This is a genomic window from Comamonas sediminis (assembly GCF_041107495.1).
GTDB classification, from domain to species: domain Bacteria; phylum Pseudomonadota; class Gammaproteobacteria; order Burkholderiales; family Burkholderiaceae_C; genus Comamonas; species Comamonas sediminis.
This window is the reverse complement of the sequence record NZ_JBGBDC010000003.1, coordinates 307175-330501: the sequence shown is the minus strand read 5'-3', so window position 1 is coordinate 330501 and position 23327 is coordinate 307175. Positions and strand designations below refer to the sequence as shown.

The following is a 23327-nucleotide window of genomic DNA, read 5'->3' as shown; positions in this document are numbered from 1 at the left end:
GCGCTATTGTGGGGCAAGCCCTTAGACCAAGCCAGTGGCGGTCAGCAGCATGTCGATCAGCTTGATGCCGGCAAACGGCACCAGCAAGCCTCCCAGACCGTAGATCAGCAGATTGCGGCGCAGCAAGGCAGCCGCTCCCACGGCCCGGTAGCGCACGCCACGCAAGGCCAGCGGCACCAGCGCGATGATGATCAGCGCATTGAAGATGACCGCGCTCAGAATGGCCGAATCGGCACTGTGCAAACCCATGATGTTGAGCGATGCCAGCTGCGGGTAGGTGGCAACAAAGGCGGCCGGGATGATGGCAAAGTACTTGGCCACATCGTTGGCAATGCTGAAGGTGGTGAGCGCGCCGCGCGTCATCAGCATCTGCTTGCCGGTCTCCACCACCTCGATGAGCTTGGTGGGGTTGCTGTCCAGGTCGACCATGTTGGCCGCTTCCTTGGCGGCCTGGGTGCCACTGTTCATCGCGACCGCGACATCGGCCTGGGCCAGTGCCGGTGCATCGTTGGTGCCGTCGCCGGTCATGGCCACTAGGCGGCCAGCGGCCTGGTGGCTGCGGATCAGCTGCAGCTTGTCCTCAGGCCGAGCCTCGGCCAGGTAGTCGTCCACGCCGGCCTCGGCGGCGATGGCGGCGGCCGTCAGGGGGTTGTCGCCGGTCACCATCACGGTCTGGATGCCCATGCGGCGCAGCTGCGCAAAGCGCTCGCGCATGCCGGGTTTGACAACGTCCTTGAGCTCGATGACGCCCAGCACCTGGGCGCCCTCGGCCACCACCAGCGGCGTGCTGCCCTTGCGCGAGACGCTCTCCACCGCCAGCTGCACGGCCTGCGGAAACTGCCCGCCCAGCGACTCGACATGGCGGCGCAGCGCATCGGCCGCGCCTTTGCGCAGGCTGCGCAGGCCAGCGGGGCCGGCCAGGTCCAGTCCGCTCATGCGGGTCTGGGCGGTAAAGGGCACCGGCTGTGCCTGGGTGGGGTCAAGCGCAGCAGCGCTCAGTCCATGGCGCTCATGGGCCAGGGCCACCACGCTGCGGCCTTCCGGAGTGTCATCGGCCATCGACGACAGCAGCGCGGCCTCGGCCAGCAGCGCAGCGCTCACGCCAGGCGCTGGCAAGAATTCGCTGGCCTGGCGGTTGCCCAGGGTGATAGTGCCGGTCTTGTCCAGCAGCAGCACGTCCACATCGCCTGCGGCCTCGACCGCGCGGCCCGAGGTGGCAATCACATTGGCCTGCATCATGCGGCCCATGCCGGCCACGCCAATGGCCGACAACAGGCCACCGATGGTGGTCGGGATCAGGCAGACCAGCAGCGCCACCAGCACAGCCACGCCGACTGCACTACCGCTGCCCGATTGCGCCACCGCAAAGACCGAGAACGGCCAGAGCGTGACGATGACCATCAGAAACACCAAGGTGAGCCCCACCAGCAGAATGCCCAGTGCCAGCTCGTTGGGGGTCTTCTGGCGCTTGGCCGATTCGACCATGGAGATCATGCGGTCCAGAAACGACTCGCCCGGGTTCACCGTGACCTCGACCACCAGCCAGTCGGACAGCACGCGCGTGCCGCCGGTCACCGACGAGAAATCGCCGCCGGCCTCGCGCACCACGGGGGCCGACTCACCGGTGATGGCGCTCTCATCGACCGAGGCCACGCCTTCGACCACGGTGCCGTCGAGCGCAATCACATCGCCGGCTTCCACCAGCAGGAACGTGCCCTTGGTCAGGCTGCTGGCGGGCTGGGCCGTCCAGGCGGCGCCATGCTGCGCCTGCTGCAGCACCTTGGCGACCGTATCGCGCTTCATGCCGCGCAGGCTGGCGGCCTGGGCGCGGCTGCGCCCTTCGGCCAGGGCCTCGGCAAAGTTGGCAAACAGCACGGTGAACCACAGCCAACCGGCAATGGCCAACGTAAACCCGCTGCTGCCCTGTGCCGTCAGCAGATTCTGCAGCCACAGCAGGCTGGTGAGCCAGGCGCCCAGGTAGACCACAAACATGACCGGGTTGGTCCATTGCAGGCGGGGCGAGAGTTTGCGCAGCGCATCCCAGGCAGCGGCCTGCAGCAGTGCCAGATCGCCGAGGCCAGCGGATGCCGTCATTTTTTTCGTGTTCATGGTTGGCTCCGGGTTGGCAATGCGTCCAGCGCCATGTTGAGCGCCAGCACGTTCACGCGCGGCTCACCGAGCAGGTAGCCGGTGCGCTGCTGCGTAGCCTGGTCCAGCAACTGCTGCACCTGGGCGGGGGGCAATTGGCGCTCGCGTGCCACGCGGGGCAGCTGCAACTGGGCATTGGCAACCGAGATATGCGGATCCAGGCCCGAAGCCGATGCGGTGACCGCATCGACCGGCACGGCCGCATCGGCAGCCAGGCCGTTGGTGCTGCGGTACTGCGCCACACGTTCGGCCACACTATCGGCCAGCCCCTGGCTGCTGACGCCCTGGTTGCTGGCGCCGGACAGTCCGGCGTTGTAGGGCGCAGCGATGCTGGCCCCTTCCTGCTTGGGATCGGGCGCCGTCGTGGCGCTGGGCCGGCCATGGAAATAGCGGGCGCTGTCAAACTGCTGGCCAATCAGGGCCGAGCCCACGATCTGGCCGTCGCGCAGCACCAGCGAGCCATTGGCCGCATGGGGCAGCAGCGCCTGGGCCACGCCGGTGGTGGCCAGAGGGTAGGCGACGCCGCACAGCAGCAGCACCAGCACGGCGGCGCGGGCACTGCTGCCCAGGGTGCGGCCCCAGCCTGCGGCGGCGGGGACAGCGGCCTGCTGCGCGCCGGGCGCTGGCAGGCGTTTATCGGAATCAAGGCTTGTCATGTTTTTCTCCTGCGGGCACGGCCTGGCCATGCCCCGGTTCGCTTCACATCAGTTGCAAGTTCGGGTCAAAGGCGGGGGCTCAGGGGTAGAGCTGCCCAGCCAGCATCTGCAGGTGCTCGACGACTGGCCCCAGCGCCAGCGCTGGCAAAAAGGTGAGGCCACCGACGATCAGCACCACAAACACCAGCAATCCGGTGAACAGCGGCGTGGCGGTGGGGAAGGTGCCGGCACCGGCGGGCACGCTGGCCTTGCTGGCCATGCTGCCGGCCACCGCCAGCAGCGGCAGCAGGGTCAGGTAGCGTCCCATCAGCATCGCCAGGCCCACCGTGGTGTTGAAGAAGGGGGTGTTGGCATTGAGGCCCGCAAAGGCCGAGCCGTTGTTGGCGGTGGCCGAGGCATAGGCGTAGAGAATTTCCGAGAAGCCATGCGGGCCCCGGTTGTTCAGGCTGTCGGCAGCGCCCGGCCAGAGCATGGCCAGCGCCGTCCAGCCCAGAATGCAGGCGGGGTGGGCCAGCACCGACAGCATCACCAGCTTGATCTCGCGCACCTCGATCTTCTTGCCCAGGAACTCGGGCGTGCGCCCGATCATCATCCCGGCCAGGAACACCGTCAGGATGGCGTACTGCAGCAGGTTGATAAGGCCCACACCATCGCCGCCAAACACACAGTTGAGCATCATCAGCGCTAGGGGCGTGATGCTGCCCAGCGGCGTGAGCGAGTCATGCATGGCATTGACTGAGCCGGTGGTGGCCGCCGTCGTGGCCGTCACGAACAGGGCGGTATCGGTGATACCAAAGCGCAACTCCTTGCCTTCCATATTGCCGCCCGATTGGGTGGCGCTCCATTGTTGGTCGGCACCGGCGCGGGCCAGCAGGCTGCTGCCGTTTTGCTCGCCCACCCAGACCAGCGCCAGAAAGCCCACGAAGATGACGAGGCTGGCGCCAAAGAATACCCAGCCCTGGCGGCGCTTGAGCAGCATCCCGCCCAGCGCATAGGTCATGCCGGCAGGGATCAGCAGCATCGCCAGGATGTGCAGCATATTGGTCAGTGGCGTGGGGTTTTCGAACGGATGGGCCGCATTCATGCCGAAGAACCCGCCGCCATTCGTGCCCAGGTGCTTGATGCTCTCGAGGCTCGCGACCGGGCCCATCAGCAGCTGCTGGGTGCGGCCACCATCGATGGTGTGGGCCAGCACCTCGGTGCCCAGGGTTTGCGGCACGCCCTGCCAGACATAGACCAGCGCCAGCAGCAGCGACAGCGGCAGCAGCACGCGCCAGAGCATGCGCACAAAATCCACCCAGTAGTTGCCGATGTCCCGGCTGCCTGCACGGGCCAGCCCGCGCACAAAACCGGCAGCCGCTGCCAGGCCGGCAGCGGAGCCCGCAAACATCAGCCCGGTGATCACGACCATCTGCGTGGCATTGCTCAGGCTGTTCTCGCCCGCATACGCCTGCCAGTTGGTGTTGGTGATGAAGGACGCGGCGGTGTTGAACGCCAGGTCCGGCGTCTGCGCGGCGTTCTGCAGCGGGTTGAGCGGCAGGCTGCCCTGCAGCCGCAGCAGCAGGTAGCCCAGCAGCATCAGCAGGCCGTTGCTGAGCACCAGCACCGCGCCGTAGCGCTGCCAGCCCATGCGCTCTTGCGGATCCACGCCCATGGCGGCGTAGGTCCAGCGCTCCAGCCGGCTGTCGTGCGCACTGGTAAAGCAGCGTGCCAACCACCACCCCGTAGGGATGGTGAGCAGCACCAGCACCGCCACGAAGGCGGCATATTCGATCCAGACTAAACCCATGTCAGCCCCCGCTCAGATGCGCACCAAGGCGCGAACAAAGCCCAGCAGGCCCACAAAGCAGGCCAGCGTGAGGCCGACGAATACGAGGTCTTGCAGCATGTACATGGCCCTCTCCCTTTTTCAGAATTTTTCGGGCCGCAACAGCGCGTAACCCAGATAGACAAACAGCGCAGCACTGACCAGCGCGGCCAGCACCTCAACTCCATGGATCCACATGGTTTTCTCCTCATACGCCGATGCCAGGCCACCCAATGCGGCCCGGCGCGGCGTGGTGTTGCACAGGCAAAACGCCTGCAGTGGAGCCAATGTAGGTTTGGGCGCATCAAGCAGGCGCTGAGAATGCGCGGGGGGATATCAAGATGGCATCAAGATGGCGACGCCCAGAGGTGATCGGCAGCCGCCCAGGCCATGTATAGTGGTGCCGCGCTTGACCCCACCCCCTTATGCCTACGCCCCCGTCCATGCCCCATCGCAGCAACTCTTTTGACATTCTTCGCATCTGCGCGGCGCTGGGCGTGATCTTTTGCCACCACTACTACATCAGCGGCCGCGAGGGCCCTGCCTGGATGAATGTGGGCATGATTGGCGGCGTGTCGGTGATGACGTTTTTCACGATCAGCGGCTACCTGGTGACCACCAGCTGGCTGCGTGAGCCGCAGGTGTTCAAGTTCTGCGCCAAGCGCCTGCTGCGCCTGTGGCCCGGCATGATTGCGGCGGTGCTGCTGAACATCTACGTGTTTGGCGTGGTATTTACCGATCTGCCCGCACGCACATTTTTGACCCATGCCCAGACCTTGGAGTACTTCAAGAACCTGCTGCTCTACCGCGCCTACGTCAACCTGCCCGAGGTGTTTTCCAGCAACCCGCTGAACAACTTGATGAACGGGCCGCTGTGGACCATTCCGATCGAGACCATGTGCTATGCCGCGTTGGCCGTAGCCGGCGTGGTGGGCGTTTTTCGCTACCGCTGGCTGGCCAGCCTGGTGCTGGTGGCCTACATCCTGCTGTTCATTGTGCGCTACAACGCCGACTTCACCGGCACGATGATGCATTGGTGGGAGTACCCGGCCTACTTTGCCTGCGGCGCGCTGATCGCGCTGCACCGGGACCGTTTCCTGGCCCATGGCGCCGCCATCACGTTCGGGCTGATTCCCGTGGCCTTGTTTTTCTGGCTGACGGGCTTGCAACATACGTCGGGCTTGGTGGTACTGCCGGCCTTGCTGATCTTTCTGGGCAGCTGCAGTTCGGCTTTCTCTGGCGCGGTCAGCCGCCTGGGTGACCCCTCCTATGGCGTCTACCTGTCGGGCTGCCCCATCGCCCAGGCGGTGTTTGCCTTGTGGCCGGGCATGAACTTCTATGCCAGCATGGGACTGTCGATGCTGCTGTCGATGCTGCTGGGCTATGCGCTGTGGCATTCGATTGAATCACCTGCCTTGCGCTTGAAGCGCTATCTGCGCTAGGGACCCGCTGCAAAACTCCCTGCCATGGTCTGAACGCGGTCCCGGGCGATCCGCGCCCCTACCGGTTGGCGAGGGTTCTGCAGAGGATCCCAAGCCGCACCCCCGCATGCCCGGATAAACGCTTTCCGTTAAAATGCCTGCAGTCCCAGCCAGCACCTGCTGGCTTTGTTTTTTGGCAGCCCGGTCCCGGGTCTGCGCTCTTTGCTCTTCCGTACTGTGTCCTACGCTCCCGAAACCCAACGCCGCCGCACCTTTGCGATCATCTCCCACCCGGACGCGGGTAAGACCACCCTGACCGAAAAGCTGCTGCTGTTCTCCGGTGCGATCCAGATCGCAGGAGCGGTGAAGGGCCGCAAGGCCTCGCGCCACGCGACCTCGGACTGGATGGAGATTGAAAAGCAGCGTGGAATTTCGGTGGCCTCGTCGGTGATGCAGATGAGCTACCGCGACCATGTCATCAACCTGCTCGACACCCCCGGCCACAAGGACTTCTCGGAAGACACCTACCGGGTGCTGACGGCCGTGGACTCGGCGCTGATGGTGATCGATGCGGCCAACGGTGTGGAATCGCAGACCCGCCGCCTGATCGAGGTCTGCCGCCAGCGCGATACGCCCATCATCACCTTCGTCAACAAGATGGACCGCGAAGTGCGCGATCCGCTGGACATCATGGACGAGGTCGAGCGCGAGCTGGGCATGCCCTGCTGCCCCATCACCTGGCCCGTCGGCCAGGGCAAGAGCTTTGGTGGCATCATCAACCTGCTGACCCAAAGCATGACCGTGTTTGCGCCAGGCAGCGACCGCGGCCCCAAGGATTTTGAAGTCATCCCGCTGAGCGAGAGCGACAAGCTGCGCAGCCGCTTTGGCCAGGCCTTTGACGATGCGCTCGACTCGATGGAGCTGGCCCAGGGCGCCTCTGCCGAATGGAACCATGCCGACTTTCTGGCCGGCAAGCTGACCCCCGTGTTCTTCGGCTCCGGTGTGAACAACTTTGGGGTGATGGAAGTGCTCGACGCGGTCGTGGACATGTCGCCACCGCCTGGCCCCCGCATCGCCTACACCGAGGTCAACCGCAACCGCGAAGAGAAAACCATCCATCCGGAAGACAGCAGCTTCTCGGGCGTGGTGTTCAAGGTGCAGGCTAATATGGACAGCAACCACCGCGACCGCATCGCCTTTGTGCGAGTGGCTTCGGGCAAGTACACCCCCGGCATGAAGATGAAGGTGCAGCGCACCGCCAAGGAACTGCGCCCCACCAGCGTGGTGACCTTCATGAGCCAGCGCCGCGAAGCGGTGGACGAGGCCTATGCCGGCGACATCATCGGCTTTACCACGCACGGCGGCGTGCAGCTGGGCGACACCATCACCGATGGGCCCAACCTGCAGTTCACCGGCCTGCCGTTCTTCGCGCCAGAAATGTTCATGACCGTGGTGCTGAAGAACCCGCTGCGCACCAAGCAGCTGCAGCAGGGCCTGATGCAGCTGGGCGAAGAAGGCGCCATCCAGGTCTTCAAGCCCGATGCCGGCGGCAACATGCTGCTGGGCGCCGTGGGCCAGCTGCAGTTTGAAGTGGTGCAGCACCGCCTGAAGACCGAGTACGACTGCGAAGTGCGCCTGGAAGGCTGCCAGTACACCGGCGCCCGCTGGATCACCGCCGACACCCCCGCCGAACTGCGCGAGTTCGAACACGCCTACCCGCTGCGCCTGGCGCATGATGCGGCGAATACCCTGGCGTATCTGTGCACCAGCCCGTATGACGTGCGCCTGGCGCAGGAGCGATTTCCGAAGATCCACTTCCATCCGCTGCGCGAGCATGCGGGGTTGGAATTGCAGACGAGCTGAAATCCCTCTCTGCACAAAGCAGCCTTTGTAGAGGCTGACTCGCTGGCCGCAACACCTCTTGCCCGGCTCACCGCCCTGCCGGGCAAACTTAACCCAGCGGATAACGCCCGATGCAATGCATCGGGCGTTTGCGTTTGTGCGGGTAGATCGCCTGCTGCTGTTGTATATCCGGGCCATGTATACCGTCTTGCGCATGGACTGCCGTCAATGACCTGCGCAGTCCTCAAGCAGCGCTATCGTCCAAATATCTCGACTCGTGCAATCAGTGCCGGCGGCTTGCTTACGGTGCGCATTTATCCCGGGCAGTGGGCGAGATGCAGCCATAGGGACGGGGCTCAGTCCAACGAGCCCGTTTCACAACAGCATCCTTTCATAGAACGAATCGCATTCCATGCAGGTGCTTTACCTGGCAATGGCTGCTGGCACGGTATTGCTGCTTCACACGTGCTCTTCAACTGCATCTCTCTATTGCGTGCTCCACCCATCTGACTTGAGGCTGGCGCGATTTGCTCATGCGCCGGGCCGTGCCTAGCCCATGACCTCGATCTCAACCTCATTCATGATTGACCACCGTCATTTTCGGTGTACGTGAAGGTTTTTTACAACGCCAATGGGATTTCTGCACATCCCTTCTGTTGTGGCTTAAAGCAGCCCCGCTCAACTGAGTTTCGTGGGGTTGCAAATCAGCTTGGATTAATACGCTGCTGTCGTGTTAGCAGCTGTTCGTACCTCTTCCCCATCCACCTGCTGCAAGGCATGACCTAGATGACCGCTTTTATTGATGCCATTCTCGCTTGGCATGTCCTCACTCCTTTTCCCTTCAATGAAACACAAACACCCTCAACCACATAAAAAATATCACTGATTTCGCAGAAGCCCATCAACACTCACTTACTGGAACAATATTATGCAATGACATACAAATCTATATCAAGATTCATGATCTCTCATATAGAAATACCCTGCAATTATAAAATTTACTCATGACAATGTCATAAATTAAATAAGCATTCAAAAGCGACTTAGTCAATCAAGCACTTTCCCGCATCCAAATTCAAAAATCAAAGTTGACAATAGAAATCCCATCATCCTCCATATGCAAACTCAATATATTTTATTAAATCACCTCAATCAAATCACTTTCAGAAATTCATTAATCACGAGCATGCGGCACACCCTACACCCCTTCAAATCAACCAATCTTGAAAGAATTCAACCAAATGTCAAACCATGTCAAAAATGTTCTCATTTATTTATTTCTTTTAGTTCCTCTATCCGCTTTATCTCAAACCTGCAATGTCTTTCCGGAGGATTCACAAACATCTAAAACATCAGGTACATTTAGAATCTATGCACATGGTATTTCAGCCGAAACAGCAAGCACCAGATTCCCCACATGGGGAGAAGTTGATGGACAAGATGACCTGGTTTGGTATGAGGGCATAAACCAAGGCAACGGCACTTGGTATGCAGACATTGACATGTCACGCCACAAACCCAACTATCCAGAATACGGCAGATTCGATACCCATGTTTATGTTAAAACTGCCTCTGAGGGGGAAAGTGTTTGCGGAGGAGCTACATGGACGAGGGTTTCCAACCAGCCAAGCTGTGGGGCGATCGAGCCCAGTTCAAGAACAACCGTCGCGCATGAAGGCGTATTGAGGATATATGCGCGAGACGTTGTAAATGCTCAAAGGGTTCAATTCCCCACATGGGGAGAGATGAACGGGCAGGATGACTTAACTTGGTACGAGGGAATTGATGCCGGCTCGGGAACTTGGTACGCCGACATTGACTTGGCGAGTCATAAACCAGGAAATCCTGAATATGGGACATTTAATACACATGTCTATGCACACTCATCCTCAGGAGAGACCACCCACTGCGGCACACAGTGGCATCGCCCACAAATTGTAGCATTTGCAACGGGCAACCCCATTAATGGATGGCGAGATGCCGATATTCTTCCTAATGGACAATTGGCTATGGCTGAGGACATTAAAAATGCGTTTTGCGATCCGGAATGTCCAAACGCACGGTATAGAATTGGCTTGCAGTACACCTTAGACCTGATGCAAAACGATCCTGCTGCGAGAGAAGCGCAAGCGTTGCTGGAGCTTCAAGCCTTAGTAAAAAGTGCAAAAGTTAATAATTTTTATTTCTATATTCATGCAAACCATGAATGGGTTCTTCCCGTGGATGGCAATCCATTTCAGGCTGATGTGCTTGACTGGGCCGAATATACCGACTGGGGAACACCACTGACTGTCTACAGCAATGGCTGGGGGCGGACCGAGGACAATGGCTACGTACAGGTGGGATTGAAGCCTAATTTTGAAAGTGTCATTGTTAGAAGCAAGATAAAGTCAGATATACGATTCATCACTGACTTCATAAAATCCCATATATTCAACGATCCGTTAGCAAAGAGCTTATTTATGGGTATTGATTTTGGATGGGAAACTGAAGTAGGACCATCTTTTTTACCCGTCAGCCCAACATATATTGGTTATGCAGCTTTGTCGAATCGCATAAATCCATTAAATGGTTTAAAGTACGGCCCAAGCAATCCGCCACTGCAAGAAAATTTCCATAGTATCCTAGGTGATATATCCAGAGACTTCATATCATTTGTGGCCAGCGAATATAAAAATAGAAATTTCCCAAAATCCATGTTATTCACCCATATCATAGCTAATCTCATCCCACACCCAGATCAAGATGCAATAAACTCGATCATCAGAAGACCATATAACGCAGCTTCAATCTCAAATACAAATTTTGGTGTTTCTTGTTTTTGTGCGGGTGTTTTAACTTTCGATTTCGCACGCATAAATATAGAAAGAAAACAGAAGCCATGGACTATTACTGAAGCGGACCCTATAACCGCCCTTGCTTCCATCAATGGCGGAGAAGGAACTCCACCACCAGCGGGCATTATCGTTTACAACTGGTCGGATACAATGCGTCAGCCTTTTGGAGACCCACCGGAAAATATGATTCCTAAATTTAAAGATTTATTCAGCAACTAACTCCCATCCAGAAAGCCGGCTCACAAAACGATTTATTCAATCTACATACCGCTGTGTTCACTTTGCCCATAAAATGGATTTCACCATGCGTCTTATTTGCAACGACTGAATCAGCCCTAGATTAAGATCCATCTGCTAAAAAACATGTCTCTCTAGAGGGAGGGAGACTTTTTTGACTACAGGTGAATAACAGCTCTCCTTAATTAGCCAGCTTTCTACGAGACCACACTTCAATTTTCCAACACCTGAAAAGGGTGCATAACGACATCGATAGCATGAGGCTTTCTCAAATTACGCGATGAACATGCTCAGCTTTGTACTCTTTCAATATACACAGCTGGTGCTATTCACCATAGCCTGCTGGGGCCTGGGCACTACGCTCTGGCCCTGTTCCGATCTGCCCACACGGCAGCCTTTGCGCATCGCGCTGGGCATGGGCTTGGTTATTTGCGCTTTGCAAGTGATCGCCATTGCCGGCTTGCTCAACAGCACATCGGTGCTGCTTGTCATCGGCTGCGGGCTGGTGGCTGCTGGGCTGCAAATCCGTCAGCTGACCTGGCCCCGGTTTGCGCTGGGATGGCCGCTGCTGCTCTTGCTGCTGGCCACGTTGCCGACCTTGTTCGCCCCGCTGCGCCCGCCCCTGGCCTGGGATGCGCTGATGTACCACCTGCCCCATGCGCGGGAGTGGGCGTTGACCGGACATCTGGGCGTGCACGAATGGCTGCGCTACCCCTGGTTCCCCTACAACTTTGACCTGCTTTTTGCAGCCGCTCTGGTGTTGGGCAACGATGTGCTGCCGCAACTGATCCATGCAAGCACCGGCTGGGTAACAGCCTGGTTGCTCTACCGGCTGGCCATGCAATACCTGCCTGCGCCTGCTGGCACTGCAGCTGCTCTGGCCACCGTGATCTGGCTGGTCACCAGCCGCAGCCACTACAGCGCCGCTTATGTGGACATGGCCGTGGCCATGTTTCTGACCGCCGCTTTTACCGTTATGCTGGTCAGCACACGGCCCGCAGGCCGACGTGCAGTGTGGCTGGCGGCATTTCTGCTGGGCGTAGCCGCTGGCAGCAAGTACCAGGTGCTGGGGCTGCTGCCGCTGTTGGGTGCTGCGCTGCTGTGGCGCCACCGCTTGCAAGGCCCGGGCTGGCGCATCCGCAGCGAATGGCCCAGCTGGATCGGTGCCGCCCTGGCCTTTGCGCTGCCATGCATTTACTGGTATGCCCGCAATGCCCTGCTCACGGGAGATCCCGTCAACCCGCTGGGCGGGCGCCTGCTGGGCTTCACGGACTGGAATCTGGACGACTACCTCTGGCAGCTGCAGGACCTGCGCAACCATGCCGCTTGGCCGCATTGGGCACTGTGGCCCGCGTTGGCCGCCCCCCTGCTGCCGTCTCTGCGACGCATTCCAGCGCTGCGCGCGGCCTGGCTGGTGGCCGCCTATATGGCCTTGGTCTGGCTGCTGAGTTCCCGCTATCCGCGCTACCTGCTGCCGGCCTATCCACTCATAAGCTGGCTGTCGGCAGCTGTTTGCGTGCAACTCTTGCACCAACTGCCTGCCAAGCCAGGCCAACGCCTGGCAGCCGTGTTGGTGGCTTTACTGGTGCTGACACTGGGATTTATCGGTGCACGCAGTATCGCCAAATCCTGGCCGCTGATTGCGCCCACGGATGCCGCACGCGATGCCGTGCTGCAGCAGCAAGTTGCTGGTCACCAAATTTGGCGATACCTGCAAGAACACCCAGAGACCAAGCTGTACCAGATGGGCCTGGAAGACAGCCTGTACTATGCGCCGCGTGCCACATGGGGAGATATCTTCGGCCCATGGCGCTACCGCGACTACCAAAACCTGGCTGCGCAGCGGCTGCACCACAAACTGGGAACCAAAGGCTTTACCGCTCTGGTGATCCACACTGGCCGGGCGCCGACTGTGGCAAAACAGCCTGAGTTTTTGCAATATTTTGAATTAGTGCTGGTTGATGGTGAGGTCAGGCTGTATCGTTTGAGACCGAGATTTTGAGCGATGATCGACCAGTCATCCATCGAAACGGCCTCCGCCATTTTTCAAAGTCCAAACGTTGGAATGTTTTGCGATTGCCATTCGCACAAGAAATAGCACAATTGAAAAACACAATTAGATTTATGAATCATCGACTCCTTCCCGCAACCATTTTTTGGCCTTGCATGGCCGTTATTTGTTTGCTCTCGCTGTGGCTACGAATGGCATTTCCGATATACGGACTAGGTTGGGCATCGTACGACGACCTCTTGTTCGTACGACAGGCGGCAGAGATTGGAATGGGAAATTGGCTCGGTAATTACAGCAATCTCACGCTCTCCAAGGGAATCGGCTACTCCTTGTTCATGCTAGCGAACCATGCTACAGGTCTACCGCTCAAGTTCAGCGAACACGCACTCTACCTAGCCACATCCTTGTACTTCTCGCTAACTGTTGCCCAGCTCTATCGTTCACGCCCTGCAGCCTTGGTCTGCTTTTTTCTGCTCGCCTTTATGCCTACCGCGTGGGTATCGGGTGCGGGCGGACGTGTAGTTCGAGAAGGCCTGTACATCTCTCAATCGCTGCTGCTGCTGACCTTGGCCATCCGATGCTGGGTATTACCCGAAGCTGAATCGGTTGCGCTTCAGTTGCGCGTGCGTTGGCGCGCTTTGGTTGCAATGGGCCTGGTAGGAGGTTGGTTCTGGATCACTCGTGAAGAAGGAGTTTGGCTCGTTCCTTCTATGCTCTTGCTGATGGCCTATTGGCTGTTGCGCCAAACACAATGGCGCAACCAGTGGCGTGCCACACTCGCTTTTTTGGCAGTGCCCTTGCTGGCGGCATCGCTGGTAGTTCTCACCATCAATACTGTGAACTACGCCGTCTATGGCACTTTCCGCAACAACGATTTCCGATCCAGCGATTTTCAAGCCGGGTATGGTGCATTGACTCGCATTCGGCATGACAACTGGCAGCGCTACGTGCTGTTCCCCAAAGATGCGCGCGAACGTGCCTATGAGATGAGCGCTGCCGCACGGGAACTTAAGCCATATTTTGAAGGTGCTGGTGGTCAGAGCTGGCGCGATGCTGGCTGTAACCAAACGCAGACTTCGCCCTGCCCGGAAATTCTGTCCGGGTGGTTCATGTGGGCACTTCGTGATGCAGTTGCTCAGGCTGGGCATTACAACAGTGCATACGACGCCAGGGCCTTTTACCGCCGTCTCTCCACTGAGATTGAAACAGGCTGCCAAAAGCGCCCTGGTGAATGCTTGCCAATGCGCAAAACTCTTCTTCCACCTTGGCATGAAGGGTATGCCGCCGATACGCTTCAAGCATCATGGGCAGTATTTAACACACTCGCCACTCTGGGAAATGGATTCCCTCGCATAGAAGCAAGCCTGGGCGATCCCAAACAATTGGCATTATTCGACTCAGTTACTAACGGTCCATTGGCACCGCCAGCAGACTCGAAGGGTCTATGGGGTGAGCACACATTGAAATCGCCACGAGACAGCTTGAGACTGCAATGGGCTGAGCGCTTGAGTACATGGATTTCCAAATTCTCAACCTTTGCGCTGCCTTTGGCATTCGTCATTTGGCTAATCTGGTCAGTATTGAGCGTACTTCAATCGGTTCGGCGCAGAACTTTACCGCCTCAAGCTTGGTGGGTAGCATCTGCCATTGCGGGTGGAATTATCACTCGCGTACTTCTGCTGGGTTTTCTGGAGGCAACGTCCATCCCCAGCAATAACATGCTCTACCTTTTCCCCTTAGTACCCTTCTCTCTTGTCATGCTTCCAGTCATGCTCTGGGGCGTGTTGCGCTGGCTAACTCCGAGAGTCAGGCACAATGCGGCAGCCGCTTGAATGATGAAAAATAACTCTGACATGACCGTGAATCCACCCAGCCTCTCCCGCAACCAGCGCATCGCCGTCATCCTCCCGTGCCACAACGAAGAGCTGACCGTACGCCCCGTGGTGGAAGGCTTTCGGCAGGCGTTGCCAGAGGCGGAGATCTACATTTTCAACAACCTCTCGACGGACCGCACCGCCGAGATCGCCCTTGAAGTAGGCGCGCATCTGCGCAATGTCAATCTGAAGGGCAAAGGCAATGTGGTGCGCCGCATGTTTGCCGATGTGGATGCCGATATCTATGTGATGGCCGATGGCGACGCGACCTACCACGCGCCTTCAGCACGCAAGCTCATCGACATGTTGATTGACCAGCAGCTGGACATGGTGGTGGGCGCGCGCGTGGAGGTCGAACCCTCACCGGGCGACACAGGCATCACCTACCGTCCCGGCCATCGCTGGGGCAACAAGCTGTTGACGGGTACAGTGCAGCAGATTTTTGGCGGCAGTTTCCGTGACATGCTCTCAGGCTACCGGGTGTTCTCGCGGCGCTATGTCAAATCCTTCCCTGCGCATTCGCATGGCTTCGAGATCGAGACCGAGCTGAATGTCCATGCGCTGGAGCTGCGCATGCCTTGTACCGAGGTCGATACGCCTTACGGCGCCCGGCCTGAGGGCTCCGCCAGCAAGCTGTCCACCTACCGCGACGGCTGGCGCATCCTCAAGACCATTGGCCGCCTGGTAGTCAGCGAGAAGCCCCTGCAGTTCTTCGGCTGGCTGGGCGCTGCGCTGGCACTGATCGCCATTGCACTGGCCATTCCCATATTGGTGGAGTACAGCCACACGGGCATGGTGCGGCGCTTTCCCACCTTAGGTTTGGTAACCGCCATGATGGTTTGCGGAGGCGTATCCTTTGTCACCGGCCTGATCCTGCAAGCCATTACCTTGACGCGGCGCGAGATCAAGCAGTTTGCATACCTGGCATCCGTGGCCAATACACCGAGCAAGTGATGGATTTCAAGATCAAGCGCTCGGTGCTCTGGTTTCTGATCGCCGGTTCGCTCGCTTTTGTTGTTGATGTCGTGGTGCTGACCTTGCTGCGGGATACGCTGGGGGTGTATGCCGCAAGAGCCGTATCATTCTGGCTGGCCGCTACCACCACTTGGCTGATCAATCGCAATATTTCCTTTGCGGGCCGCAGCGCTTCCGGGAGCCTGCTGACCGAGTACCTGCACTATCTGGGCTTGATGCTGGGCGGGGGCGCAGTCAACTTGGCGGTGTACTCGTTGCTGGCCTGGATCTTTCCCCAAGGCCCACTGTGGCTGATGCTGTATGTAGCAGCGGGTACCCTCGTCGCGATGACGGTGAACTACCTCAGCATGACCCGGCTGCTGTACCGCCAGCGCCAAGAGCATTGATACTGGTCGGACAAGAATGCTAACGCGTGCGCCATGCGGGTATGGACAAGACAAGAACGCAAGAGAATATGAACCGCATGGAACCGCTACGCCTGCACCCCGTCAATAATTTTGACGCCCTGCGCTTGGCCGCCGCTTTGGCCGTGCTGTACAGCCACCAGTACCCGATCACCGGCACAACGCCCCCAGCCTGGATGAATGTGGCAATGGTCGGTGGAGTGGCTGTGATGGCTTTCTTTGTGATCAGCGGATATCTGGTCACTCTCAGCTGGTTCTACCAACCACGCCTGTGGGCCTTTTGTGCGAAACGTGCGCTGCGCATCTGGCCTGCGTTACTGACGGTGGTATTGCTAGCCACCTTGGTATTGGGCTCCAGCGTTACAACCTTGCCGCTTCCCGATTACTTCCGACACCCTATGACCTGGGACTATCTGCACAACCTGTTGCTGCAGACGCGCTTCGGTCTGCCGGGGGTATTTGCAGGCAATACCTTCCCGGATACGGTCAATGGCTCTTTATGGACCATTCCCATCGAGGTGAGCTGCTATGCCGTACTGGCAGCAGCGGGAGCATGCGGGCTGCTGCGCTTTCGTTGGCTGTGGGCAGCCATCTGCGCTGCATATCTGCTGTGGTTTCTTACCCATAAGACTGTGGATTTGACGGGAGTGATGACCCACTGGTGGGAGTTTCCGGCGTACTTTGCGTTTGGCTCGTTGATTGCCAGCTTCCACCAGCAGTTTTTGCAGCGCCGTGCGCTGTTTGCGGCTATTGCCTGTGCTTGTGCGCTGACTGCCTATGCGTGCGGATTTTCCTACTCGGCGATCTTGCTGTTTCTGCCGGCAGTACTGCTGGCTGTGGGTACCGCCTCCTGGCCTGTGTTGTCTCAGGCAGGCAGGTTTGGCGATGTCTCCTATGGTACTTATCTGTATGCGTTTCCTATCCAGCAGACGGTACGCTTGCTGGCGCCCGATCTGGGTTTCACCAGCAGCCTGGCCATCGTGGTAATGCTGACTTTGGTGGCCGGCTGGCTGTCCTGGCGTTTGGTGGAACAGCCAGCACTGCGGCTCAAAACCCGTTGGCAATAAGTTGGCATGCAGTACAGAAAAGATATTGATGGCTTACGCGCCATCGCCGTAGGCTCCGTCATCCTCTTCCATGCTGGTTTATCCCGGCAACTGCCAGGAGGATTTTTCGGTGTCGACATCTTTTTTGTCATCAGCGGCTTTTTGATTGGCCGCATTCTGTTCAGCGAAATTGCCGAAGGCCGCTACAGCCTGTTGCGTTTCTACGAGAGACGGGCGCGGCGCATTCTTCCAGCGCTGTTTTTTGTCTTGCTGCTGAGCTACGGCTTCGCACGCCTGCTGCTGACGCCGCTCGCGTTTGCCGATTTCCGCAACAGCTTGTTTGCCACCTTGGGCTTTGCGTCCAACATCTATTTCTGGCTGCACAGCAGCTATTTCGAACCCGCCAGCGAGCTCAAGCCCCTGCTCCACACCTGGAGCCTGGGGGTGGAAGAGCAGTACTACATCCTCTTTCCTCTGCTGGCGTTTGCGCTGCGCAACTCACGCTGGCGTTGGGCAGCGATCGCACTGTGTGCTTCAGCGAGCTTCATTTGGGCGGTCGCCACCGTATCTGCCTACCCCAATGCCGCGTTCTATTTGCTGCCTGCACGGGCCTGGGAACTGTTGATCGGAGCACTGGGGGCACTCTGGGTTGCGCAGTACACGCTGGCGGCCAAAACGCGGGTCGCCATGTCGGTGCTGGGTCTGGCATTGATCCTGGTTGCGCTGTTGGGGCTGAGTGCACACTTGCCCCATCCCGGCGCCTATACCTTGATCCCGACGCTGGGCACGGCCTTGGTGCTGGTCGCACAAAGCCCTGGCGGCGTGGCTACCCGCTTGCTGCAGTTGCCGCCGATGGTCTGGCTCGGTCAGATCAGCTACAGCGGCTATTTGTGGCACCAGCCCCTGTTTGCTTTCTGGATCTACCGCTTTGGCAAGCCCTCCTTTGAGCACTATGCCTTCGCCCTGATCGTGGCGACCTTGGTATTGGCTTACCTGTCCTGGCGATTCATCGAAAACCCCGCCAGAAGCGCTAAGCGGACCTCTCACCAGCGCTTTGCCTGGTACGGCGCTGCAGCAGTGATAGTGCTCGCCACCGCGCTGGTTCCGCAAACCTGGTTCCTCAGCCACCGTGCCAATGAGGCCTTGCAGCAGTTGGCCCGCATCGAAAACCTCTACGACCACTTTGAGTTTCAGAAGAACATCCGCCATCAGGTCTGCCATTCGGTGTCGATGGCAGACCGCGAGCGCAACGGCTGCCTGAAAACACGCAGCAAGAATATGGTGTTGTTCGGCGATTCCTACGCGGCGACGCTGTATGAAGGCTTGCGGCACGAGCGCGACAGCAAATACACGGACTACGGCATCATCCAATTGACAGATGGCAATGCTCCACCTTTTTTTCAGGAGGGGCAGATCGATGGAGGGGCACCACTTCGGAATATCAACGAAGCCAAGCTGCAGGCCATTGCGGCCTTGCAACCCCAGAAGATCGTCATCAACTGGATGATGAATGGCAAAAACAGCAGCGATGAGCCACACAAGGAGCTGGCCGCTTTGCAAGCAACCATTGCCCGCTTGCAGGCCGTCAGTCCTCACAGCCACATTGTCGTCATCGGCCCCGTCCCCCACTGGTCGGTCTCGCTGCAGAAGAGCTTGATGGACTTCATCAACGACCAGGATGCCTTTCCGCGTTACATGCAGCAGGGACTGTCTGCCAATGAAGCGCAATGGGACGCCTATTTCAGCCGCCATTTGCAGAAAACCAAAACCACTTACCTGTCCGCGCTGGACGTGTTCTGCACGCCCGCCGGGTGCCTGACCTCCGTTGATGGCACCATTGCGGGCATGACCGCGGTCGACTGGGGGCACCTGACCAAGGCCGGATCGCTGTATCTGGCCGAAAAAATAGCCCCCCACATCTTTGATTAGTCTCTCTCGCCTCCGCAATGCTAGCTCTTGATACCTGGAATCCGTCCTCTCTGCCCATCCTCGGCCTGCTGACCGATATCGACGACACCCTGACCACAGAGGGCAGCGTCCCTGACAACGTGGTGCAGGCCATCGCTGCCCTCAAGGCCAAGGGCCTGGCCGTGATCCCCATCACCGGCCGGCCGGTGGGCTGGAGCGAGCCCTTTGCCGCTGCCTGGCCGGTGGATGCCATCGTGGCCGAGAACGGTGCCGTGGCGCTGCGCCGCAATGCCAGCGGCGGGCTGGACAAGCTCTACCAGCAGGACGAAGCCACGCGCGTCGCCAACTTTGCGAAGATGCAGGCGGTGCTCGCGCAGATCGAGCAGACGGTGCCGGGTGCGCAGCGCGCCACCGATTCGGCCGGGCGCGAATGCGATATTGCCGTGGACCACAGCGAGTTCACGCAGATGCCGCAGGCCGATATCGACCGCTGTGTGGCGCTGATGCAGGCGGCCGGCATGAATGCCACCGTCAGCTCCATCCATATCAATGGCTGGTTTGGCGGGCACAACAAGCTCGAAGGCGCGCGCTGGATCGTCAAAACCTTGTTCGGTCGCGATCTGGACGCGGAAATCGGCCAGTGGTGCTATATCGGCGACTCCACCAATGACCAGCTGATGTTCCAGCATTTCGACAACAGTTTTGGCGTGGCCAATATCGAGCGCTTTGTGCCCCAGCTGCAGCACCTGCCGCGCTATGTGACGCGCGGCGAGCGCGGCGCTGGCTTTATCGAGCTGGCCGAACGCATCTGCGCGCTGAAGTAAGCGCTGGGGCGCCGAACCGGCCGCCCCTGCACGGCAAAAACGCCCGCGGCACCTGAGGTGCAACGGGCGTTTTGTCATGCGGAACGCGTGGAAGCGCTATGTCTGCATCAGGGCTTGAAGTCGAACTGCTGCTGCAGGATGACCTTCATCGGCTGGTTGTTCTTCATCGCAGGGCGGTACTTCCACTGGCGCACTGCGCGCTCCACCTCGGTCGCCATATCGCGGGAGGTGGTAGTCAGGGTCTTCACATCGCTGACGGCGCCATCGGTGTTGACGACGAACTGCACGCGCACGCTGGCCGGTTGGGGCTGGGCACCAGCCGGGTAAGGGAAACGGGGAGAGGCACCAGTCAGCAGCTGGGGCGCGGTGTCGCAAGCGTTGTCGGCACAGCCGGCCGCCACAGGGGCTGCATTGGCCGCAGGGGCGGTGGCCGCAGCAGCGGCAGCATCAGGGGTGGGAGCCGACTGGTTGGTGGCGCAGCCCGCCAGCAGTGCGGCAAGAACGGTGACAACGGCAGAACTGGTACGGATCAATGACATGGTCTGAAGCTTCCAAAAGTCTCGTGGTGGTGCGGCCCAGGCCAACCTGGCGTGCACAGGGCGCGGTACAACAACGCTGCCCGCGCAGCAAACCCCATGTTTTACCACGGGCCTGCGGCCCCATTGTGGAGAAATCCGGTACATGCCCGCTCCCGCATGTCGAAATTGCCGTGGGTGACTACGCGCATTGGCACTAGCGGTTAGGATTTGAAGCTGATCGCCTGCAGCCATCCTCCGGGCTGCCGGCGACGGCCCGACCACTGGATACCTCCAAGACACGCAAGGAAAAATGGCAATGACCACTGCATATCCGGATACCCGACTGCTGATCAACAACGAATGGCAAGATGCCTCCGATGGCAAGACCATCGATGTGCTGAACCCGGCCACCGGCAAGCCCATCGGCAAGGTCGCTCATGCCACCAAGAAAGACATGGACCGTGCATTGGAAGCCGCTCAGGCGGGTTTCCTGGTCTGGCGTGCAACCCCTGCCATCGAGCGCGCCAACACCATGCGCCGTGCTGCTGCGCTGCTGCGTGAACGTGCCGAGCAAATTGGCCGCCTGCTGACCCAGGAGCAAGGCAAGCCTTTTGCCGAAGCCAAGGGCGAAGTGCTCGCTGGCGCCGGCATCATCGAATGGTTTGCCGATGAAGGCCTGCGCGTCTACGGCCGCATCGTGCCCGCCCGCGTGCCCAATGTGCAGCAGCTGGTGATCAAGGAGCCAGTCGGCCCCATCGCTGCGTTCACGCCCTGGAACTTCCCTGTCAACCAGGTGGTGCGCAAGCTCGGCGCAGCGCTGGGCACCGGTTGCTCCTTCCTGCTGAAGGCGCCTGAAGAAACCCCCGCATCCCCTGCCGCGCTGCTGCAGTGCTTTGTCGATGCCGGCCTGCCCAAGGGCGTGCTGGGCCTGCTGTTCGGCTCGCCCGCCGAAATCTCCGAGTACCTGATCCCCCACCCGATCATCCGCAAGGTGACCTTCACCGGCTCCACCGCCGTGGGCAAGCAGCTGGCCGCACTGGCTGGCTCGCACATGAAGCGCGTGACGATGGAGCTGGGCGGCCACGCCCCGGTGATCGTTGCCGAAGACGCCGATGTGGAACTGGCCGTCAAGGCCACCGCTGCGGCCAAGTTCCGCAATGCCGGTCAGGTCTGCATCTCGCCCACCCGGTTCCTGGTGCACGCCGATGTGAAGGACGCCTTTGTCAGCGCCTTCGTCAAGCACGCCGAAAGCCTGAAGCTGGGTGATGGCCTGAGCGACGGCACCACCCTGGGCCCCCTGGCCAATGCCCGCCGCCTGACTGCGATGGCCCAGGTCGTCGAAGACGCCGCCGCCAAGGGTGCCAAGGTCGCCACCGGTGGCGCACGCGTGGGCAGCGAAGGCAACTTCTTCGCCCCCACCATCCTGGCGGATGTGCCGATGAACGCCTCGGTGTTCAACGACGAGCCCTTTGGCCCGATTGCCGCGATCCGCAGCTTTACGAAGCTCGAAGACGCGATCACCGAAGCCAACCGCCTGCCTTTCGGCCTGGCGGCCTACGCCTACACCCGCTCGTACAAGAACGTGCAGCTGCTGTCGAACCAGATCGAAGCGGGCATGGTCTGGATCAACCAGGCTGCCACGCCAACGGCCGAGTTCCCCTTCGGCGGCGTGAAGGATTCGGGCTACGGCAGCGAAGGCGGCCCGGAAGCCATGGAGGCTTACCTGAACTCCAAGGCTGTGTCGATCACCGCCGTGTAAAAACGGCCCCAAGGGCCTGTGCGCAGGCCTTGACTACAAAAAAAGCAAGTCTGCGGACTTGCTTTTTTTTGGGGGCTCAACCCTCAGGTGGGGCCAGATTCAGGATGCCGCATCGGCCTCGCGTTCGCGCCGGCTGGGCAGGCCAAAGGCGATCGCGCCCAAGGCCCCCTGCACCAGCGCATACACGCCATAGATCAGCCCTACGCCCACGGCCAAGGCTGCTGGCACGCCAAAGGGCGCCAACGCCGCGGCACTGGCCGCTTCACGCGTGCCCCAGCCGCCCACGCTGACGGGCAAGGCCGCCATCAGAAAAATGGGGGCCATCGCAAAGGCCCAGGCGGCCAGCGCCAGATGGATGCCCAGCGCCAGCCCGCCCAGCGCCAGAGCAGCGGCAGACAGCAGCTGCACCAGCGCAGAAGAGCCTGCCTGTACCAGCATCTGGCGGTTGAAGTCTGGCCGCGCAGCGGCCTGCAGCAAGGGCTGCAACCAGCCCGGCAGGCTGGCCGCCTGGCGCTGGCCCAGCCACCACAGCAGCAGCCAAGGCAGCGCAATCCAGACGATGACGCCGAGGACCATCAAGACCTGCAGCGCCAGCTGAGAGATATGCAGCACAGGCGCCAAGGCAGTGGCTGACAGCGCTGCGCCGATGGCGCCAATGGCGCAGAGCATCCATAGCCCGCTGAAGCGGTCGAGCAGCACCGACAGCGAGGCAGCGGCCTTGCCCTGCCCACTGCGCTGCAGCACCACCGCGCGGTACACATCGCCGCCCACCACCGCGCCGGGCAGCAAGGCATTGAGGCCAATCGCCTGGAAATACCAGCGCAGCGCATCGGGCCAGCGCATCGGTGCGCCCAGCCACTGCGCCAGCGCGCGCCAGCGCCAGGCAGACACCACGTTCGACGCAATGGCTGCCGCCAGCCCCGCCAGCAGCCAGCGCCCGTCAGCGGCACGCAAGCGGGCCCAGAGGGCGGCAGGGTCAGCAAAATAGGCCACGGCGCCCAGCAAAGCGGCGCCACACAAGGCCTTGATGCAGGCTTTTTGTGTACGGTTCACACCAGGC

The 23327-nt window shown here is 59.9% G+C and carries 17 protein-coding genes; 11 read left to right on the top strand and 6 right to left on the bottom strand.

Annotated elements, in window-relative coordinates; genetic code table 11:
* Positions 1 to 21 precede the first annotated feature (21 nt).
* From kdpB to kdpF, 4 genes are all read right to left on the bottom strand, one after another.
* The gene (gene kdpB, locus AB7A72_RS09115; RefSeq protein ID WP_369459700.1) at positions 22 to 2109 is read right to left on the bottom strand and encodes a potassium-transporting ATPase subunit KdpB; all 2088 of its coding nucleotides are present in this window, start codon (positions 2107 to 2109) and stop codon (positions 22 to 24) included.
* Entirely contained in the window at positions 2106 to 2804 is a 699-nt protein-coding gene (gene kdpC / locus AB7A72_RS09110; RefSeq protein WP_369459699.1) for a potassium-transporting ATPase subunit KdpC, read from the bottom strand. Before kdpC ends, kdpB begins: the two co-directional genes overlap by 4 nt.
* A gap of 79 nt (positions 2805 to 2883) precedes the next feature.
* Positions 2884 to 4593, bottom strand: a complete 1710-nt coding sequence (gene kdpA, locus AB7A72_RS09105) for a potassium-transporting ATPase subunit KdpA (protein ID WP_369459698.1) — start codon at positions 4591 to 4593, stop codon at positions 2884 to 2886.
* A gap of 120 nt (positions 4594 to 4713) precedes the next feature.
* Positions 4714 to 4809, bottom strand: coding sequence for a K(+)-transporting ATPase subunit F (kdpF, locus tag AB7A72_RS09100; RefSeq protein ID WP_027010947.1), 96 nt, complete (start codon positions 4807 to 4809; stop codon positions 4714 to 4716).
* A gap of 245 nt (positions 4810 to 5054) precedes the next feature.
* On the opposite strand from kdpF, the gene AB7A72_RS09095 reads away from it, so the two are divergent.
* From AB7A72_RS09095 to AB7A72_RS09050, 10 genes are all read left to right on the top strand, one after another.
* Complete coding sequence (locus tag AB7A72_RS09095; RefSeq protein WP_369459697.1) at positions 5055 to 6053, top strand: acyltransferase family protein; 999 nt, start codon at positions 5055 to 5057, stop codon at positions 6051 to 6053.
* A gap of 216 nt (positions 6054 to 6269) precedes the next feature.
* Entirely contained in the window at positions 6270 to 7895 is a 1626-nt protein-coding gene (locus AB7A72_RS09090; protein ID WP_230780523.1) for a peptide chain release factor 3, read from the top strand.
* Positions 7896 to 9097: 1202 nt separating this feature from the next.
* Complete coding sequence (locus AB7A72_RS09085) at positions 9098 to 10930, top strand: GBS Bsp-like repeat-containing protein (protein WP_369459696.1); 1833 nt, start codon at positions 9098 to 9100, stop codon at positions 10928 to 10930.
* A gap of 454 nt (positions 10931 to 11384) precedes the next feature.
* Positions 11385 to 12950 (top strand): hypothetical protein, encoded by a 1566-nt coding sequence (locus tag AB7A72_RS09080; RefSeq protein WP_369459695.1) that lies wholly within the window; start codon positions 11385 to 11387, stop codon positions 12948 to 12950.
* 122 nt (positions 12951 to 13072) lie between these two features.
* Positions 13073 to 14791 carry a hypothetical protein gene (locus tag AB7A72_RS09075; RefSeq protein ID WP_369459694.1) on the top strand — a complete coding sequence of 573 codons (1719 nt, stop codon included), beginning with the start codon at positions 13073 to 13075 and terminating at the stop codon, positions 14789 to 14791.
* Positions 14792 to 14794: 3 nt separating this feature from the next.
* Positions 14795 to 15787: a glycosyltransferase family 2 protein gene (locus AB7A72_RS09070; protein WP_369459693.1), complete on the top strand. Its 993-nt coding sequence runs from the start codon at positions 14795 to 14797 to the stop codon at positions 15785 to 15787.
* Positions 15787 to 16194: a GtrA family protein gene (locus AB7A72_RS09065; protein ID WP_369459692.1), complete on the top strand. Its 408-nt coding sequence runs from the start codon at positions 15787 to 15789 to the stop codon at positions 16192 to 16194. The genes AB7A72_RS09070 and AB7A72_RS09065 overlap by 1 nt, the downstream gene beginning before the upstream one ends.
* A 26-nt stretch (positions 16195 to 16220) precedes the next feature.
* On the top strand, positions 16221 to 17279 hold the full coding sequence (locus AB7A72_RS09060) for an acyltransferase family protein (protein ID WP_369459691.1): 1059 nt from the start codon (positions 16221 to 16223) through the stop codon (positions 17277 to 17279).
* A 6-nt stretch (positions 17280 to 17285) separates the two neighbouring features.
* Complete coding sequence (locus tag AB7A72_RS09055; RefSeq protein WP_369459690.1) at positions 17286 to 19187, top strand: acyltransferase family protein; 1902 nt, start codon at positions 17286 to 17288, stop codon at positions 19185 to 19187.
* A 17-nt stretch (positions 19188 to 19204) separates the two neighbouring features.
* Positions 19205 to 19990: an HAD-IIB family hydrolase gene (locus tag AB7A72_RS09050; protein ID WP_369459688.1), complete on the top strand. Its 786-nt coding sequence runs from the start codon at positions 19205 to 19207 to the stop codon at positions 19988 to 19990.
* A gap of 107 nt (positions 19991 to 20097) precedes the next feature.
* Here the strand turns inward: AB7A72_RS09050 and AB7A72_RS09045 are convergent, their stop codons facing one another.
* Complete coding sequence (locus AB7A72_RS09045; RefSeq protein WP_239809517.1) at positions 20098 to 20529, bottom strand: energy transducer TonB; 432 nt, start codon at positions 20527 to 20529, stop codon at positions 20098 to 20100.
* Between the two features lie 295 nt (positions 20530 to 20824).
* Here AB7A72_RS09045 and AB7A72_RS09040 point away from each other — a divergent pair, with 295 nt between their 5' ends.
* Positions 20825 to 22267 carry an NAD-dependent succinate-semialdehyde dehydrogenase gene (locus AB7A72_RS09040; protein WP_407064964.1) on the top strand — a complete coding sequence of 481 codons (1443 nt, stop codon included), beginning with the start codon at positions 20825 to 20827 and terminating at the stop codon, positions 22265 to 22267.
* 99 nt (positions 22268 to 22366) lie between these two features.
* On the opposite strand, the gene AB7A72_RS09035 is transcribed toward AB7A72_RS09040, so the two are convergent.
* Positions 22367 to 23320 (bottom strand): lysylphosphatidylglycerol synthase transmembrane domain-containing protein, encoded by a 954-nt coding sequence (locus tag AB7A72_RS09035; protein ID WP_369459687.1) that lies wholly within the window; start codon positions 23318 to 23320, stop codon positions 22367 to 22369.
* Positions 23321 to 23327 lie beyond the last annotated feature (7 nt).